This window comes from Paenibacillus artemisiicola, assembly GCF_017652985.1.
Classification (GTDB): Bacteria; Bacillota; Bacilli; order Paenibacillales; family Paenibacillaceae; genus Paenibacillus_Z; species Paenibacillus_Z artemisiicola.
In genome coordinates, this window is the sequence record NZ_JAGGDJ010000016.1 from 55,253 (window position 1) to 69,025 (window position 13,773).

14 protein-coding genes are annotated in these 13,773 nt (G+C 66.6%); 12 read left to right on the forward strand and 2 right to left on the reverse strand.

The genetic code is table 11. The annotated features are described in order from the left end of the window. Positions 1 to 132: 132 nt before the first annotated feature. Positions 133 to 1,110, forward strand: a complete 978-nt coding sequence (locus I8J29_RS18750) for an ABC transporter substrate-binding protein (RefSeq protein ID WP_240546308.1) — start codon at positions 133 to 135, stop codon at positions 1,108 to 1,110. Between the two features lie 106 nt (positions 1,111 to 1,216). After that, on the forward strand, positions 1,217 to 1,537 hold the full coding sequence (locus I8J29_RS18755) for an antibiotic biosynthesis monooxygenase family protein (protein ID WP_208849041.1): 321 nt from the start codon (positions 1,217 to 1,219) through the stop codon (positions 1,535 to 1,537). 299 nt (positions 1,538 to 1,836) lie between these two features. Here the strand turns inward: I8J29_RS18755 and I8J29_RS18760 are convergent, their stop codons facing one another. After that, positions 1,837 to 2,571, reverse strand: a complete 735-nt coding sequence (locus I8J29_RS18760) for an SDR family oxidoreductase (protein WP_208849042.1) — start codon at positions 2,569 to 2,571, stop codon at positions 1,837 to 1,839. 146 nt (positions 2,572 to 2,717) lie between these two features. On the opposite strand from I8J29_RS18760, the gene I8J29_RS18765 reads away from it, so the two are divergent. The 5 genes from I8J29_RS18765 (at position 2,718) to I8J29_RS18785 (ending at position 7,744) form a co-directional block, all read left to right on the forward strand. Further along, on the forward strand, positions 2,718 to 3,557 hold the full coding sequence (locus I8J29_RS18765; RefSeq protein WP_208849043.1) for a helix-turn-helix transcriptional regulator: 840 nt from the start codon (positions 2,718 to 2,720) through the stop codon (positions 3,555 to 3,557). Between the two features lie 31 nt (positions 3,558 to 3,588). Next, positions 3,589 to 4,548, forward strand: a complete 960-nt coding sequence (locus tag I8J29_RS18770) for a D-2-hydroxyacid dehydrogenase (RefSeq protein WP_208849044.1) — start codon at positions 3,589 to 3,591, stop codon at positions 4,546 to 4,548. Positions 4,549 to 4,831: 283 nt separating this feature from the next. Then, entirely contained in the window at positions 4,832 to 5,245 is a 414-nt protein-coding gene (locus I8J29_RS18775; protein ID WP_208849045.1) for a MarR family winged helix-turn-helix transcriptional regulator, read from the forward strand. 60 nt (positions 5,246 to 5,305) lie between these two features. After that, a complete protein-coding gene (locus I8J29_RS18780) occupies positions 5,306 to 6,433 on the forward strand; it encodes a Gfo/Idh/MocA family protein (protein WP_240546316.1) in 1,128 nt (375 codons plus the stop codon). Positions 6,434 to 6,718: 285 nt separating this feature from the next. Continuing rightward, positions 6,719 to 7,744: an ABC transporter substrate-binding protein gene (locus I8J29_RS18785; RefSeq protein WP_338113221.1), complete on the forward strand. Its 1,026-nt coding sequence runs from the start codon at positions 6,719 to 6,721 to the stop codon at positions 7,742 to 7,744. A gap of 114 nt (positions 7,745 to 7,858) precedes the next feature. Here I8J29_RS18785 and I8J29_RS18790 read toward each other — a convergent pair whose 3' ends face one another. Next, positions 7,859 to 9,313, reverse strand: a complete 1,455-nt coding sequence (locus I8J29_RS18790; protein WP_208849047.1) for a serine hydrolase domain-containing protein — start codon at positions 9,311 to 9,313, stop codon at positions 7,859 to 7,861. Between the two features lie 189 nt (positions 9,314 to 9,502). Between I8J29_RS18790 and I8J29_RS18795 the strand changes: the two genes are divergently transcribed. From I8J29_RS18795 to I8J29_RS18815, 5 genes are all read left to right on the forward strand, one after another. Next, positions 9,503 to 10,120, forward strand: a complete 618-nt coding sequence (locus tag I8J29_RS18795) for a hypothetical protein (protein ID WP_208849048.1) — start codon at positions 9,503 to 9,505, stop codon at positions 10,118 to 10,120. Positions 10,121 to 10,215: 95 nt separating this feature from the next. Continuing rightward, positions 10,216 to 10,914 (forward strand): M50 family metallopeptidase, encoded by a 699-nt coding sequence (locus I8J29_RS18800; RefSeq protein WP_208849049.1) that lies wholly within the window; start codon positions 10,216 to 10,218, stop codon positions 10,912 to 10,914. 55 nt (positions 10,915 to 10,969) lie between these two features. Next, positions 10,970 to 11,872, forward strand: coding sequence for an aldo/keto reductase (locus I8J29_RS18805; protein ID WP_208849050.1), 903 nt, complete (start codon positions 10,970 to 10,972; stop codon positions 11,870 to 11,872). A 182-nt stretch (positions 11,873 to 12,054) separates the two neighbouring features. Then, positions 12,055 to 12,576, forward strand: a complete 522-nt coding sequence (locus I8J29_RS18810; protein ID WP_208849051.1) for a DinB family protein — start codon at positions 12,055 to 12,057, stop codon at positions 12,574 to 12,576. A gap of 109 nt (positions 12,577 to 12,685) precedes the next feature. Continuing rightward, positions 12,686 to 13,555, forward strand: a complete 870-nt coding sequence (locus tag I8J29_RS18815) for an AraC family transcriptional regulator (RefSeq protein ID WP_240546317.1) — start codon at positions 12,686 to 12,688, stop codon at positions 13,553 to 13,555. Positions 13,556 to 13,773: the final 218 nt, after the last annotated feature.

Consider the following 13,773-nt stretch of genomic DNA (forward strand, 5'->3'; position numbering starts at 1 on the left):
CGGCGCGGCGGCGGGCCGATTTCTTGCCTTGACAGGATTGAGCCTCGACTCTATATTGATAATAATAATCATTATCAATTAAAAAGCATCGAGAGGGGTTTGGCAGTGACAGCTATGAGAGGGACCTTATTTATGGGGCTGGCCTTGGCCCTCGCCGTCATGCTCGCGGGGTGCGGCGCGAACGGGCAGTCGAACGGGACGGCCGCCGCGGACAAGCCGGCTAACGGAAACGCGGCGGCGCCGGAGAACGGGCAGGCGCGGACGGCCGGGGAGAAGGCGGCCAAAAATTACACCGACGCCAAGGGCAGAGAAGTCGAGGTGCCCGTCGATCCGCGGCGGATCGTCTACGTCGGCAGCGACCCCGGCGATCTGCTGGCGCTCGGCGTCCAGCCGCTCGGGGCGTCGCTCAGCGTCATCGCCTCGCAGGTGGCGTACCCGGATTTGCTCGCGGGAATCGAGGACGTCGGCTATCCGGCGAACACGGAGAAGGTGCTTGCGCTCGCGCCGGATTTGATCCTGTTCAGCGATTGGGACGAGAAGGCGCTCGAGCCGCTCGCCAAGATCGCCCCGACCGTCGTCATGGGCGGCGACGGCACGTTCGAACGGATGGGCCAATTCGCCGAGCTGCTCGGCAGGCAGCAGGAAGCCGCGGCCTACAAAGCGGATTACGACGCGAAGGCCGATCAGGTCAAGGAGCGGCTGAAGGACCGGATCAAGCCGGGCACGACGGCGACGGTGCTGCTGCAGCTGGGCAAGGATCTCTACGTCATGGGGCATCAAGGGCTGTCGGTCTCCCTGTACGACATGCTGGATCTGAAGCCGTCGGGCGGCGTGAAGCAGTTGATCGACAAGGACGAGCGCTTCAGTCTCGTCTCCGAGGAAGTGCTGCCGAGCTTCGCGGGCGACGAGCTGTACGTGCTGACGGATGAAGCCGAAGAGACGGCGACGGCGACGAAGGCGCTGCTGGGGAGCCGCGTCTGGTCCACGATTCCGGCCGTGCGGAACGGGCGCGTCACCGTCATGAACAGCCGCTGGAATTTCGACGACCCCGTGACGAGGGAACGGCTGCTGGACGAGCTGGGCAAGGTCATGGCGGAGAAGGCGGAGTAGCCGGCGAGGGGGCTAGCGGTCGGTGCTGGAACGGATCCCGCTTTCAAGGGTATACTGATTAGCGGCAAGGACTAGCAACCCCCAGGAGGGAAAGGAGCCGCGAACCATGTCCGATACGTTGATCGCCGTCGCCCTGTATCGCCCGCATCCCGGCAAGGAAAGCGAGCTGCGCGGCATCGTGCTGGAACACGAGCCGGCGCTCCGCGCGGAAGGGCTCATCACGGAGCATCCGCTGCTTCGGATGGAGGCGGAGGACGGCACCGTCATGGAGATTTTCGAGTGGAAGTCGGAAGAAGCGAAGGACCAGGCGCATCGCTCGCCCGTTGTTTGGCCGCTCTGGGAACGGATGATGGCCGTGGCCGAGATGACGAATCTCGCTTCGCTGAAAGAAGCGCAGAAGCCGTTTCCGGTGTTCAAGCGGCTGTAGGCCGCGCAGGCGGCAGAACCGGAAGAGAAGTGCCTGTAACGGCTGTAGGCGTGCAGCAACGCAAGAATAGCAAGAACGCTAATACGCAAGAACGCAAGAATAGCCATGCTCCCCCGAGGAGCGTGGCTCTTCTTCATGATCGGGCGACCTGCCCGCACAAGGCGCGGACGGATGCACGCGGGCGGTCGATTTTTCGGCACCCTCGCTCCGCTCCCCGCGTGCGTCGCGGCGGCGCGTGAAGACTGTCAACTTCACGCGCCCCGATCAGCCTGCCGCCCCGCGGCGCCTTCGGCGCCGGCTTAGCCGCCGTTCAACTGCCGGAAGATCTCGTCGCGTTCCGCGCGCGAGGCTTGCGAGGTGAGCGCCGACCAGCCGTAAGGTACTTCCCGCCGGCCGTCCGCGAGGCCCTTCATCGCTTCGTCCGCGAACAGCGCGAGCGGAATGCCGTCGCCGTTCGTGCCCGGAATGCCGATGTCGGTGTCCGTGTGCGGCGGGCAGATTTCGAGGACCTCGATGCCTTGCGGCTCCAGCTGCTTGCGCAGCGTCAGCGTGAACGCATGCAGCGCCGCCTTCGTCGCGCTGTAGACGGGAGCCGCCGCGAGCGGGACGTGGGCGAGCCCGGACGTGACGTTCAGCACCGCCGCGTCCGGCCTGCCCGCCAGATGCGGAGCGAACAGCATCGCCAGGTGGATCGGCGCGGCGAGGTTCGTGGCGAGCTCGCCTTCCGCTTCCCGCCACGCCTCCGGGCCGTCCAGCTTCAGATAGCGCATCACGCCGGCGTTGTTCAGCAGGACGTTTACGTTCGGATGCGCGCTCGTGACGCGTTCGTACAGCGCGACGCGGCCCTCTTCTTTCGAGACGTCGGCTTCATAGGCATGCAGACCCGGCAGGGCCGCTTGCGCTTCGGCCAGCTTGTCCGCCCGCCGTCCGCAGACGATGACGGTATTGCCCGCCGCGATCAGCCGCTCGGCCAGCGCAAGGCCGATGCCGGTCGCGCCGCCGGTGATGAGAATCGTGTTTCCGTTCATATTCATACGTAGATTGCTCCTTCTCGCGTAAATTGATTTCTTGGGCCGCTTCCCCTAAGCTAGTGTAAAGCGGAATAAAAACGGCAAGAAGGCGGCTGGTTATACGGGTATAATCACTCCCCCCCTTGCGCGCGGAGAGGAGCGGCGAGACGATGGACAAAACGGCGGAAGCGGTCCGAAACCGCGAGCTGGCCCATTTCCTTCGCAACCGGCGGGAGCGCATCACGCCCGCGGAGGCGGGTCTTCCCCAGGCCGGACGGCGGCGGACGCCGGGCCTTCGCCGGGGCGAGGTCGCCCAGCTCGCGGGGGTCAGCCTGGAATGGTACACCTTCCTCGAGCAGGGGCGGCCGATCCAGGCGTCCGCGGAGGTGCTCGAGAGTCTGGCGATCGCGCTGCGGATGGATGCCGCGGAACGGCGGCATATGTTCCTGCTTGCGCACAAGCAGCCGCCGCCGGAGAAGCCGGCGGCGCAAAGCGAGGTCGGCTCCGGCGTGCGCCTGCTGCTGGACGAGCTGGCGGCGAGTCCCGCCTGCGCGATGGACGCCCGGATGAACATCGTGGCCTGGAACGCCGCGATGCGGGTGCTGTACGGCGATCTCGACCGGACGACCGAGACGGAGCGCAACCTGCTCTGGCACACGTTCCTGTCCGCCGATTTCCGGCGCCTGAAGGGGGACGAATGGGACGAGCACGCGCGGCGGACGGTCGCCCAGTTTCGCGCGGAGATGGCCCGCCATCCCGGCGACCCGTGGTGGAGCGGGCACGTCGCGGCCGTGTCCGAGGCCAGCGCCGAGTTCCGGGACCTCTGGGAACGGCACGACGTGCTCGACTACTCGAACGCCCGCAAAATCATGCATCATCCCGTCGCCGGACCGCTCGCGTTCGAATACGTGGCTTTCCAGCCGCTCGACGCGCCCGATCTGCAAGTCGGCATCCATGTTCCGCTGGACGAAGAGACGAAACGCAAGATTCGCAAGCTGCTCGCGCTTTAACCATCTTCGATTGGCCAAGGAGGAATGCCCCATGACAACGATGCTTTGCCTGTACCCGCTCAGCCCGGAGCAGGAAGCGGCCGTGCGCGCCGCCGCGCCGGGCGTATCGATCACGTTCGGACGCCCGGGCGGCCAGGACGACGAGGCGTACCGCGAGGCGGAAATCATTTTCGGCTGGGACGCGAAGGTGAAGGAGGTCGCCCTGCAAGAGGGGACCAAGCTGCGCTGGATCCAGAGCTGGTCCTCGGGCATCGACAGCCTGCCGCTCGACCGGCTGGAGGCGCGCGGCGTGCGGCTCACCGACGCGAGCGGCGTGCACGCCCGCTCGGTGTCGGAGACGGCCGTCGCCATGATGCTCGGCCTGTCGCGCGGCATCGCGGCCGCCGTCCGCAACCAGCGGACCGGCGCCTGGGAGAGCCCGGAGACGCTGGCCGAGATGAACGGCGGCACCGTCGCGATCGTCGGCGCCGGCGAGATCGGCCGCGAGGTGGCCCGGATCGCGCGCGCGTTCGACATGCGCGTGCTGGCCGTCCGCCGTTCGGGCGGCGCCGTGCCGGAGGCGGACGCGGCGTACGCGGCCGACCGGCTGGACGAGGCGCTGCGGGAAGCCGACTACGTCGTGAACATTTTGCCGCTGACGAACGAGACGGCGCATCTGTTCCAGGCGGAACGGTTCGCCGCGATGAAGCGCGGCGCGTACTTCATCAATGTCGGGCGCGGCGGGACGGTGCGGACGGAGGACCTCGTCGCGGCGCTCGAGCAGGGCGTCATCGCGGGCGCGGGACTCGACGTGTTCGAGCAGGAGCCGCTGCCCGCGGACCATCCGCTCTGGGCGCTGCCGAACGTCATCCTCACGCCGCATAACGCCGGCGGCCTGACCGCGCGCAACGTGGAGCGGCTCGTCCGGCTGGTCGCCGCCAACCTGGGCATCTACTTGTCCGGCGAGCCCGAGAAGCTGCGCAATCTCGTGGATTACGGCAAGAGATATTGAACGTTTGCACGAATACGTTGATTGCGGAGGCGCCCGGGCCTAGCTCGGGCGCCTTTGCCGCGTCCCCGGAGATCTCTGTCGGCGCGCGCGGCAAGCATGCCGGCATATTCGTGCGCTTCGGCACGCGGGCACGCGGGCAAGCGAGGCGGAGAACGGCATGCGGACGCCGGGCGGAAGCGGGCGAGCGGGGGATCCGCTTTACAAGCCGCGTGCCCTATGCTATAACTGGTATGAATTATTATTTAGTCGGCTAACTAACAGTCGCGACAAGGAGGCTTCGCAAATGGAAGACGAAATCCGGGAGCTGCTTTACAAAGTAGCGGGCCAGCTGCGCCGAACCTACGACGAGCTGCTGCGCGAGGTCGACCTGCACGTCGGGCAGGATCAGCTGCTCTGCCAGCTGTGGCGGGAAGAAGGCGTGACGCAGGCGCAGCTGTGCGAGCGGCTGAACGTTGAGCCGCCGACCGTCACGAACATGTTGATCAAGCTGGAGAAGAAGGGGATCGTGTCGCGCAAGCGGGATGAAGCCGACGGCCGGGTAAGCCGCGTGTACGTCACGCCCGAAGGACGTGCCTTGCTGAAGCCAGTGGAAAGCATCTGGCACAGCGTAACCGAGAAGCTCCTGGCGGATTTTCCGTCCGAAGAGCGTGCGCGGTTGGTGGCGATGCTGCGGCGGATGGACCGGAATCTGGAGTGAATCTTTTTAGTTTATTATTTGGCTGGCTAATTATATCGCGAACAGGAGCGTGAATGATTGATGCATAATTCTGCGATCGGAGTCGGTATTATCGGCGGTTCGATCAACAACGGCTGGGCGAAAGGGACGCACGTCCCGGCGATCCGGGAGCTGCCCGGACTGACGCTGGCGGCCGTGGCCACGAGCCGGATCGAGAGCGCGGAGGCGAGCGCCCGCGAGTTCGGCGCGGCGCATGCGTTCGCGGACGCGGGCGAACTGGCGCGGCATCCGGGCGTGGATCTCGTCGTGGCCAGCGTCAAGGTGACGGAGCACGACGAGGCCGTGAAGGCGGCGATCGGAGCCGGCAAGCACGTCTATTGCGAATGGCCGCTGGCATCCGACACCGCGCGGGCCGAGGAGCTGCTGCGCCTGGCCGCGGAATCCCCGCGGCTTCATGCCGTCGTCGGGCTGCAGGCGAGACAGGCGCCGGAGATTAACTACGCGAAGGACCTCGTCGCGGACGGCTACGTCGGACGGGTCCTGTCCGTCAATCTGCGCGTCAACGCGGAAATCATGGGCGGCTTCGCGTTCGCTTCCAGCCGCTATACGCTCGACAAATCCGCGGGCGGCAATTTGTTCGCCATTTACGGCGGCCATACGCTCGACGCGCTGACGTACATGCTCGGCGATTTCACGGAGCTGTCCGCGACGGTCGCGAACCGATATCCGCAAGCGGAGATGATCGGAGGGAACGGAGAGCTCGCCGACAAATCGTCCGACGACCAGATTCTCTTGCACGGCAAGCTGGCTGGCGGTGCGATGGCGAGCATCCACATCCAAGGCGGCGTACGGCACGAGATTGGCCTCGCCCTGGATATTTTCGGCGATCGCGGCACGCTCGCGCTGCGCAATGCGAAGGGCAGCATCCAGATGGGCCCGTACCAGCTGCTCGGCGCGCGAAGGAACGGGCTGGACCCGTCGTCCCCGCTTGAGCCGCTGGCCGTGCCGGCGGCCTACCTCCGCGTGCCGGAGTCGCTTATCCGCCAAGGCGGCCCCGTCGTCAACGTGGCAGGGGCGCTCGGCAGACTGGCCGAGGACATCCGGGAGGGTACGTCCCGGCTGCCGACGTTCGCGGACGCGGTGAAGGTGCACCGCCTGCTGGACGCGGTCGCAAGGGCGGCCGAGACCGGCGAACGCCAATTCGTATAGGACCCGGCTTGCGGGAAGCAAAAGAGACCTGCCGCGTTGAAGCGGCAGGTCTCTATTGGCTATGCGGCCGTGAACGTCCCCGGGCATAGCCCCATTCGCAGCGGTCGCTGCAGGACGTCCGAAACGGACAAACGGGGAGAAATGAATTGACAGCCTTTAATTGATAATGATAATCTTTATCAATGTCAGCCGATTCCAGAACTTCCGCGCGTCCGGCAATTGCCTGCGGCGCCGGCGGCACGGATCGCGCTGCATTTAATCGTCATACCTGGTGGGAGGGTTACCGTGTTCAAGAGAAACCGATTGATCGGCATCGTTCCGATGCTGCTGCTCGTCCTGCTGCTGGCGGCATGCGGGAACGCGAACAACGCGCCGGAGAACGCCGCGGCGCCGGCCGGCGAAGAAACGTCCGCACCGGCGAATGAGACGTCCGCGTCCGATGGCGGCGAAGCGTCCGGGGAAGGCGCCTCCGCGAAGCGCGTCTTCAAGCACGCGCTGGGCGAAACCGTCATTCCCGCTCATCCGGAGCGGGTCGTGACGCTGCAATACGTCAGCCAGATGCTGTCCGTCGGCGTGAAGCCGATCGGGGCGCTCGATTATTTGCTCGACGGCCAGGATCCGGCCTTCCAGGGCATCGAAGAGGTCGGCAGCTCCGAATCGGTCAACTACGAGAAGATTTTGTCGCTGAAGCCGGACCTTATCATCGCGGCGGACCTGGAGCAGGCCGACTACGACAAGCTGTCCAAGATCGCGCCGACCGTCAGCGTGCCGTGGATGGGCTACGACGTCTTCGGCCACGTGAAGGTCGTCGGCGACATCTTGAACCGCCAGAAGGAAGCGGCCGCATGGCAAGCCGGGTTCGACGAGAAGATCAAGGCGGCGAAGGAGCAGATCGCCGGCGCGATCGGCGCGGACAAGACGGTGGCGATCTACCGGATCGATCCGAAGGAGTTCTACGTCTACGGCGTGCGGAACATCGGCTTCACGCTGTACAAGGCGCTCGACCTGAAGCGGCCGGCGCTCGTGCAGCAGGAGATCGACAAGGACCCGAACCTGTGGGCGATTCCGATCTCGCTCGAGCTGCTGCCGGATTACGGCGCGGATTACGCGTTCGTCACGCTGCTGCCGGGCGAGGACGCCGAGAAACGCTTCGAGGAGATTAAGTCGAGCGCGCTGTGGAAGAACATCCCCGCCGTCAAGAACGGCCATGTGTTCCAGATCAGCATGGATACGTGGCTCGGCTATACGCCGCACGACATCGAGACGCAGCTGCAGGAGGCCGTGAAGCTGCTCACGCAGCCGCAGCCTTGACGGCGCGGCGGATCGCGCATCACGCGAACAAGGACAACCCGGCATCCGGGTTGTCCTTGTTTTGATTCGGCCGTCCGCGGGCTTGACCGCCCGCAGGCTTGACCGTCCGCAGGCTTACGCCAGCGCTGCGGCTTGGCCGCGGATCGTCAGCACCTTGTCCGGGTCCCAGCCGACGTTCGCCGTGAACGTCAGCTCGAGCGCGTCGCCGTCCAGCCGGCAGGCGAGCGCGTACGTGAACGGCGTCTCCACGAGCATCAGCCGGATGTCCAGCGTATCGTCGTTCCGCCAGGCGAAGCTGCCTTCGACGCGCTGCTCGGCGCCCTGCTTCACGTCTCCGACGCGCAGGCGGCTCGCCGTCCACGCGCCGCGTCCGAGCTTCGCCGTCTGCTCGCCGAGCTCGTCGTTGCCGATCGTGAGCTCCGCGCCCTGCTCCGAGAAGCGCACCGCGAGCGAATCGAGGCGCAGCTCGTTCGGCTCGAGGCGGAAGACCCGGCCGTCCAGCCGCGCTTCGGCCGGCGAGGACGCTTCGGCCTGCGGCGGGTCGAGCCGCAGCGCCGCGAGCCGTTCCTCCAGCGCCGCTTGCGCCGCGGCGTCCGGAGCGGGAGCGGCGTCCGCCGACAGCGCCGGCAGCAGCTCGGCCCAGGCGGCGTCCAGCACGGCCTGCATGTCGGCGACGCCGGACGTAATCGCGAGCACCGCCTCCTGCTCGGGCAGGACGACGCAGAATTGGCCGAACGCGCCGTCGCCGCGGTACGCGCCGTGGCGGCAGCGCCAGAATTGGTAGCCGTAGCCCTGCGTCCAGTCGTTGGCCCGGCCGTCGTCGTTGTCGATCTGGAAGCTCGTCGCCTCGTCGATCCACGCCGCCGGCAGGATTTGCTCGCCTTCCCAGACGCCGTGCTGCAGATACAGCTGGCCGAACTTGGCGATGTCCTCGGTCGTGACGTTCAGGCCCCAGCCGCCGACCTCGATGCCGCGCGGACACGTCTCCCACGTGCCCTCGGTCAACCCGAGCGGCGCGAACAGGCGCGGCTTCAGGTACGCGAGCAGCGATTGGCCCGTGACCTTGCGCAGGATGGCGGACAGCATGTACGTCGCCGCGCTGTTGTACGCGAAGTGCGTGCCCGGTTTGTGCTCGACCGGTTCCGCCAGGAACGCGCGGACCCAGTTCTCGTCCTTGCGCAGGCTGCCGGTCACGTCCGCGGCATGGCCCGTGCCCATCATGAGCAGATGCCGGATCTGCATCGCGGCGAGGTTGCCCGTCACCGTCTCCGGCGCCTCGTCCGGAAAGAAGCCGACGACCGGGTCGTTCACCGTCAGCAGCCCCTCCGCGGCCGCGAAGCCGATCCCCGTCGACGTGAAGCTTTTGCTCAGCGAGAACAGCATATGCGGGTATTCCGGCTTGTACGGCGCCCACCAGCCTTCGGCGGCGACTTGTCCGCGGCGAAGCAGCATGAAGCTATGCAGCTCCAGCTTCCGGTCCCGAATGGCGTCCAGGAAGCCGAGGACCGCTTGCGGCGCGATGCCCGCCGCCTCCGGCGTCGATCTTGGCAGACGTGTTTGGTGTTCCATGGTCCGATTCCTCCCAATACGAATAGTGTCGTGCGGGTCAATTGGCATGAATGCGGTTGCATAAAGCGGATGCGACGGTCGGCGGTACGCGAGAGAACGGTGCGGGGACGGTTCGTTTGCGGTTTCTAGCAAGAATGTTATCGTAATAGGGTAACCGTGTAAAGCGGACTTCGGGAGGGATTTGGGGATATGCGATTGTATCGGGTAATTGCCGGGCAAGAGGGAAGCCGCGGGCTGCCGGATTTTCTGAATAGCCATTACGTCAGCTGCGGCTTGCCCGGCTTAGGCGATCTGGGGCTGGTCGGCCGGTCGGAGCTGCAGGCGAAGCTGCGGCAGGCGCACGGCTTGGACGGGCGCGAGCTGGAGCGGCGGCTGGAGGAACACTGGAATTTCGCGCACGCGCTCGAGGACGGGGATTACGTCGTGGCCGGCGACGGGGAACGGCTGTATCTCGGCGACCTCGGCGATTACTATTATCTCGAGGAATTCGACAATGCCGAGGAACGGAGCGGGCACCGGCGCGGCGTGACGTGGCTGCGCCGGCTGGAGCGCGGCCAGCTGCATCCGGAGCTGGCGGCGTTCCTCGGCGAGGACGGGGAGACCGGGCTCTTCGGGCGTTCCGTCGCCCGCGAGGAGCTGGAGCGGCTGCTGTCGCCCCCGTCCGCGGCGGAGGGCGCGCCGCTCGTCGACGAAGCGACGCTGCGCGAAGCGCTGGACGTGCTGAAGGCGGCGCTGCGCAGCGACGATCCGGAGCGGCGGGAACGGGCGGCGGCCGCGATCGTGCGGGCGGCGACGCTGCGGGTATAGCGGCTGGACCGGGGCTTCCCGGTCCGCGGTCCGGCGGCTTTGCCCGCGCCCGCGTGCTATAATGGGAGAAAAACCAAACGGAACGGAGCTGACGCATGAACTGGAAATTCGCCGGTTACATTGTCGTGGCGCTGATCGTCATTCATCTGCCGTTCGTCGGCCTTTTCTTCAAAATCGCCAACACGCTCGTGCACGAGTCGGCCCATGCCCTGACGTCGCTGGCGATGAAAGGGCAGGTCGGCCAGATTCAGCTGTACGCCAACACCGAAGGCGTCACGTACACGGCGTCGCCGAGCAAGCTCGCCTCCGTGGTGACGAGTCTCGCGGGCTACGTCGGCTCGTCCTTGTTCGCCCTGCTGCTCGCCGTGCTCTGCGCGAGGCGCAAGCATGCCGTCATCCTGTGGCTCTTCCTCGTCCTCGCGGTCGTCAACGCGCTGCTCTGGGTGCGCAATCCGTTCGGCATCGGCTGGCTGCTCGTCTTCACCGTCCTGCTGGCTTTCGCGCTCTGGCGGAGAGGCAGCTGGGCCTCCGCCTTGGCGATCGGTCTGTTCGTGTTCGTGCTGGCCGAATCCGTGTCGAGCAGCTTCGCGATTTTGTGGCTTAGCCTGTACGCGCCGGCGGGCGCCGGAGACGCGGCGAACCTGGGCAGGGACACGGTGCTGCCGACCGCGTTTTGGGGCTTCTTCTTCCTCGTCCAGGCCTGCGCGTTCGGCTTCGTCAGCGCCCGGACGGTACTCTGGCGCGGCAGAGGCAAAGGCGGGGGCGCCGCGTTCCCGCGGCAGCTGTCCTCCTAGCCCGGCCCGGTATTTTCGCTTTCTCCTACATCGACTTAAAGGAGCGTGACCATTCATGAAGATGAACGAAATCGGCCGTTCCGGCCTGCGCGTCGGCGAGATCGGCCTCGGCTGCATGTCGCTCGGCACGGAGGAACGGACGGCGGCCGCCATCCTTCACGAGGCGCTCGAGCGGGGCGTCAACCTGCTCGACACCGCCGATCTCTACGACGGCGGGCGCAACGAGGAGCTCGTCGGCAAGGCGATCCGCGGCCGCCGCGACCGGGTCGTGCTGGCGACGAAGGTCGGCAACCGGCGCGTGCCGGGACAGGACGGCTGGGTATGGGATCCGTCGAAGGCGTATATTTTGGCCGCGGCGAAGGACAGCCTGCGCCGGCTCGGCACGGACTACATCGATCTGTACCAGCTGCACGGGGGCACGATCGACGACCCGATCGACGAGACGATCGAAGCGTTCGAGCAGCTGAAGACGGAAGGCGTCATCCGGGCGTACGGCATCTCGTCGATCCGGCCGAACGTCATTCGCGAATATGCCGCGCGGTCCGGCATCGCCAGCGTGATGAACCCGTACAGCATCGTCGACCGGCGGGGCGAAGAGACGGTCTTCCCGCTGCTGGCGGAGAAGGGCATCGGCGTCATCGCGCGCGGACCGCTCGCGAGCGGCGCGCTGGCGGCCGGCCGGCAGCCGTCCAAGGGCGTGCCCGACTACGAGCTGGCGGAGCTGGAAGCGCTCCGCGCCGGGCTCGGGACGCTGGAGGCGGAGGGCCGCGGCCTGACGCAGCTGGCGATCCGCTTCACGCTGAGCCAGCCGGTCGTGGCGGCCGCCGTGCCGGGGGCCAGCTCGCGCGAGCAGCTGCTGCAGAACCTGGCCGCGGCGGACGCGCCTCCGCTGACGGAGGCGGAAGCGGCGGCGATCCGCGGCATGAGCAAGGCGAACCGGTACCGGCTGCACCGCTAGGGCGGGCTTCGGGGGTTCGCGTTTCGCCGGGACGGCCGGTCCGGGCGGCTGCGGCGCAAGGACAACGGATGCGGGCTAGGCGGAACGAATACGCGGGCAGGGGGGCTGTGACAGCGAGGGCAAGCGGGCTGCGCGGCCCCCTTTATGCGCGGCAGGGAATCAGGAGGGAGAGGGGCGGAACGATGAATTTCAAGCTGGAGGAAGCAGTTGAGGTGCTGGAGCGCACTCCGCGCACGCTGGAGACGTGGCTGTCCGGGCTGTCGGAGGGCTGGCTGCGGAGCAACGAGGGCGAGGGCACTTGGAGCCCCGTCGAGGTCGTCGACCATCTCATCGAGGGCGAGCGGACGAATTGGCTGCCGCGGCTGGCGTTTCTGCTGGAGGAGGGCGAAAGCAAGCCGTTTCCGCCCTTCGACCGGTTCGCCCATCTGGGCCGGGGCGAGCAGTCGCTAACGCGGAAGCTGGCGGAATTTCAGGCGGCGCGCGCGGAGAGCCTCGCCAAGCTGAAGACGCTGCTCGATCCCGAACGCGACTTGGAGCGGACGGGGCGGCATCCGTCGTTCGGCGCGGTGAAGGCGCGGGAGCTGCTGTCGACGTGGGTCGTGCACGATCTGACGCATATCGCCCAAATCGTCCGGGTCATGGCCGAGCGGTACCGTGCGGACGTCGGGCCGTGGACGGCGTTTCTGGGGATTTTGAAGAAATAAAGGCCGCTCCCGTCCGCGACCCGTCACGATCGGGCAAGGAATGTCGGATGGCCGCGGACGAGACCTGTTAATCTGGGATGGAAGGAGGCGGCAGAACGTGGAGCAGCCGATGAACATGAACGGCGCGCTGCGCTACATCGAGGAGCGACTGGCGGACGAGATCGACGTGAAGGAAGCGGCGCGGCGGGCGTACTGCTCGGAGTACCAGTTTCTGCGGATGTTCTCGTTCCTGGCGGGCCTTCCGCTGTCGGAATACATCCGCCGGAGACGCTTGACGCTGGCGGCGTTCGAGCTGCGGGGCGGCGGCGCGAAGGTCATCGACGTGGCGCTCAAGTACGGGTACGGCTCGCCGGACGCGTTCGCGCGGGCGTTCCAGCAGCTGCACGGCGTCACGCCGTCGGAGGCGCGGAGCGGCGCCGGAACGGTGAAGGCCTACTCGCCGGTCTCCTTCCAGTTAACGGTGCGGGGAGGCAGCGAAATGAACTATCGGATCGTGGAAAAGGACGCATTCCGCATCGTGGGCATCATGAAGCGGGTGGCGGTCGTGTTCGAAGGGGTCAATCCGGACATCGCGGCGATGTGGCAGAGCTTGGACATGGCGACGATCACGGCGCTGAAGGACGTGTCGAACGTCGAGCCGCGGGGGCTGATCAGCGCGTCGGCGAATTTCTCGGAGGACCGGATGGAGGAACGCGGCGGCCTGGATCATTATATCGGCGCCGCGACCACGGAGCCGGCGCCGGACGGCATGGCGCGGCTGGAGGTGGCCGCTTCGGACTGGGCGGTATTCGAGGCCGTCGGGAAGTTCCCGGAGACGCTTCAGGAGGTATGGGGACGCATCTATTCGGAATGGCTGCCGTCGGCGGCGTACGAGCTGGTGCCGGGACCGGAGATGCTGTGGAACGAGGGGAAGGACACGTCGTTGCCGGCATTCCGCAGCGAGATTTGGATTCCGGTGCGGAAGAAGCAGGCGCGATAAGCATGAAACAAGGAAGAGCATCCGCGGCGGCCGACGCTTCGGATGCTCTTATTTTGCGCTTCCGGCGATTCGCGCCCGCCCTCCGTCCAAGGACGTCAGTCCTCCTTGGGCAGCCGCGCCTTCGCCAGCAAGCGCGACGGCCCGGCATGCCGCGCCGATCTCCTTCGCACGCCGGAATCGTCCGTTTTGCGCGGCCGCCCGTCCGTTGCCGATAGCGG

Excerpts from the sequence above, each read along its gene's own strand:
- I8J29_RS18750 (WP_240546308.1), top strand. The coding sequence starts at position 133 with ATGGGGCTGGCCTTGGCCCTCGCCGTCATGCTCGCGGGGTGCGGCGCG.
- I8J29_RS18755 (WP_208849041.1), top strand. The coding sequence starts at position 1,217 with ATGTCCGATACGTTGATCGCCGTCGCCCTGTATCGCCCGCATCCCGGC.
- I8J29_RS18760 (WP_208849042.1), bottom strand. The coding sequence starts at position 2,571 with ATGAATATGAACGGAAACACGATTCTCATCACCGGCGGCGCGACCGGC.
- I8J29_RS18765 (WP_208849043.1), top strand. The coding sequence starts at position 2,718 with ATGGACAAAACGGCGGAAGCGGTCCGAAACCGCGAGCTGGCCCATTTC.
- I8J29_RS18770 (WP_208849044.1), top strand. The coding sequence starts at position 3,589 with ATGACAACGATGCTTTGCCTGTACCCGCTCAGCCCGGAGCAGGAAGCG.
- I8J29_RS18775 (WP_208849045.1), top strand. The coding sequence starts at position 4,832 with ATGGAAGACGAAATCCGGGAGCTGCTTTACAAAGTAGCGGGCCAGCTG.
- I8J29_RS18780 (WP_240546316.1), top strand. The coding sequence starts at position 5,306 with ATGCATAATTCTGCGATCGGAGTCGGTATTATCGGCGGTTCGATCAAC.
- I8J29_RS18790 (WP_208849047.1), bottom strand. The coding sequence starts at position 9,313 with ATGGAACACCAAACACGTCTGCCAAGATCGACGCCGGAGGCGGCGGGC.
- I8J29_RS18795 (WP_208849048.1), top strand. The coding sequence starts at position 9,503 with ATGCGATTGTATCGGGTAATTGCCGGGCAAGAGGGAAGCCGCGGGCTG.
- I8J29_RS18800 (WP_208849049.1), top strand. The coding sequence starts at position 10,216 with ATGAACTGGAAATTCGCCGGTTACATTGTCGTGGCGCTGATCGTCATT.
- I8J29_RS18805 (WP_208849050.1), top strand. The coding sequence starts at position 10,970 with ATGAAGATGAACGAAATCGGCCGTTCCGGCCTGCGCGTCGGCGAGATC.
- I8J29_RS18810 (WP_208849051.1), top strand. The coding sequence starts at position 12,055 with ATGAATTTCAAGCTGGAGGAAGCAGTTGAGGTGCTGGAGCGCACTCCG.
- I8J29_RS18815 (WP_240546317.1), top strand. The coding sequence starts at position 12,686 with ATGAACATGAACGGCGCGCTGCGCTACATCGAGGAGCGACTGGCGGAC.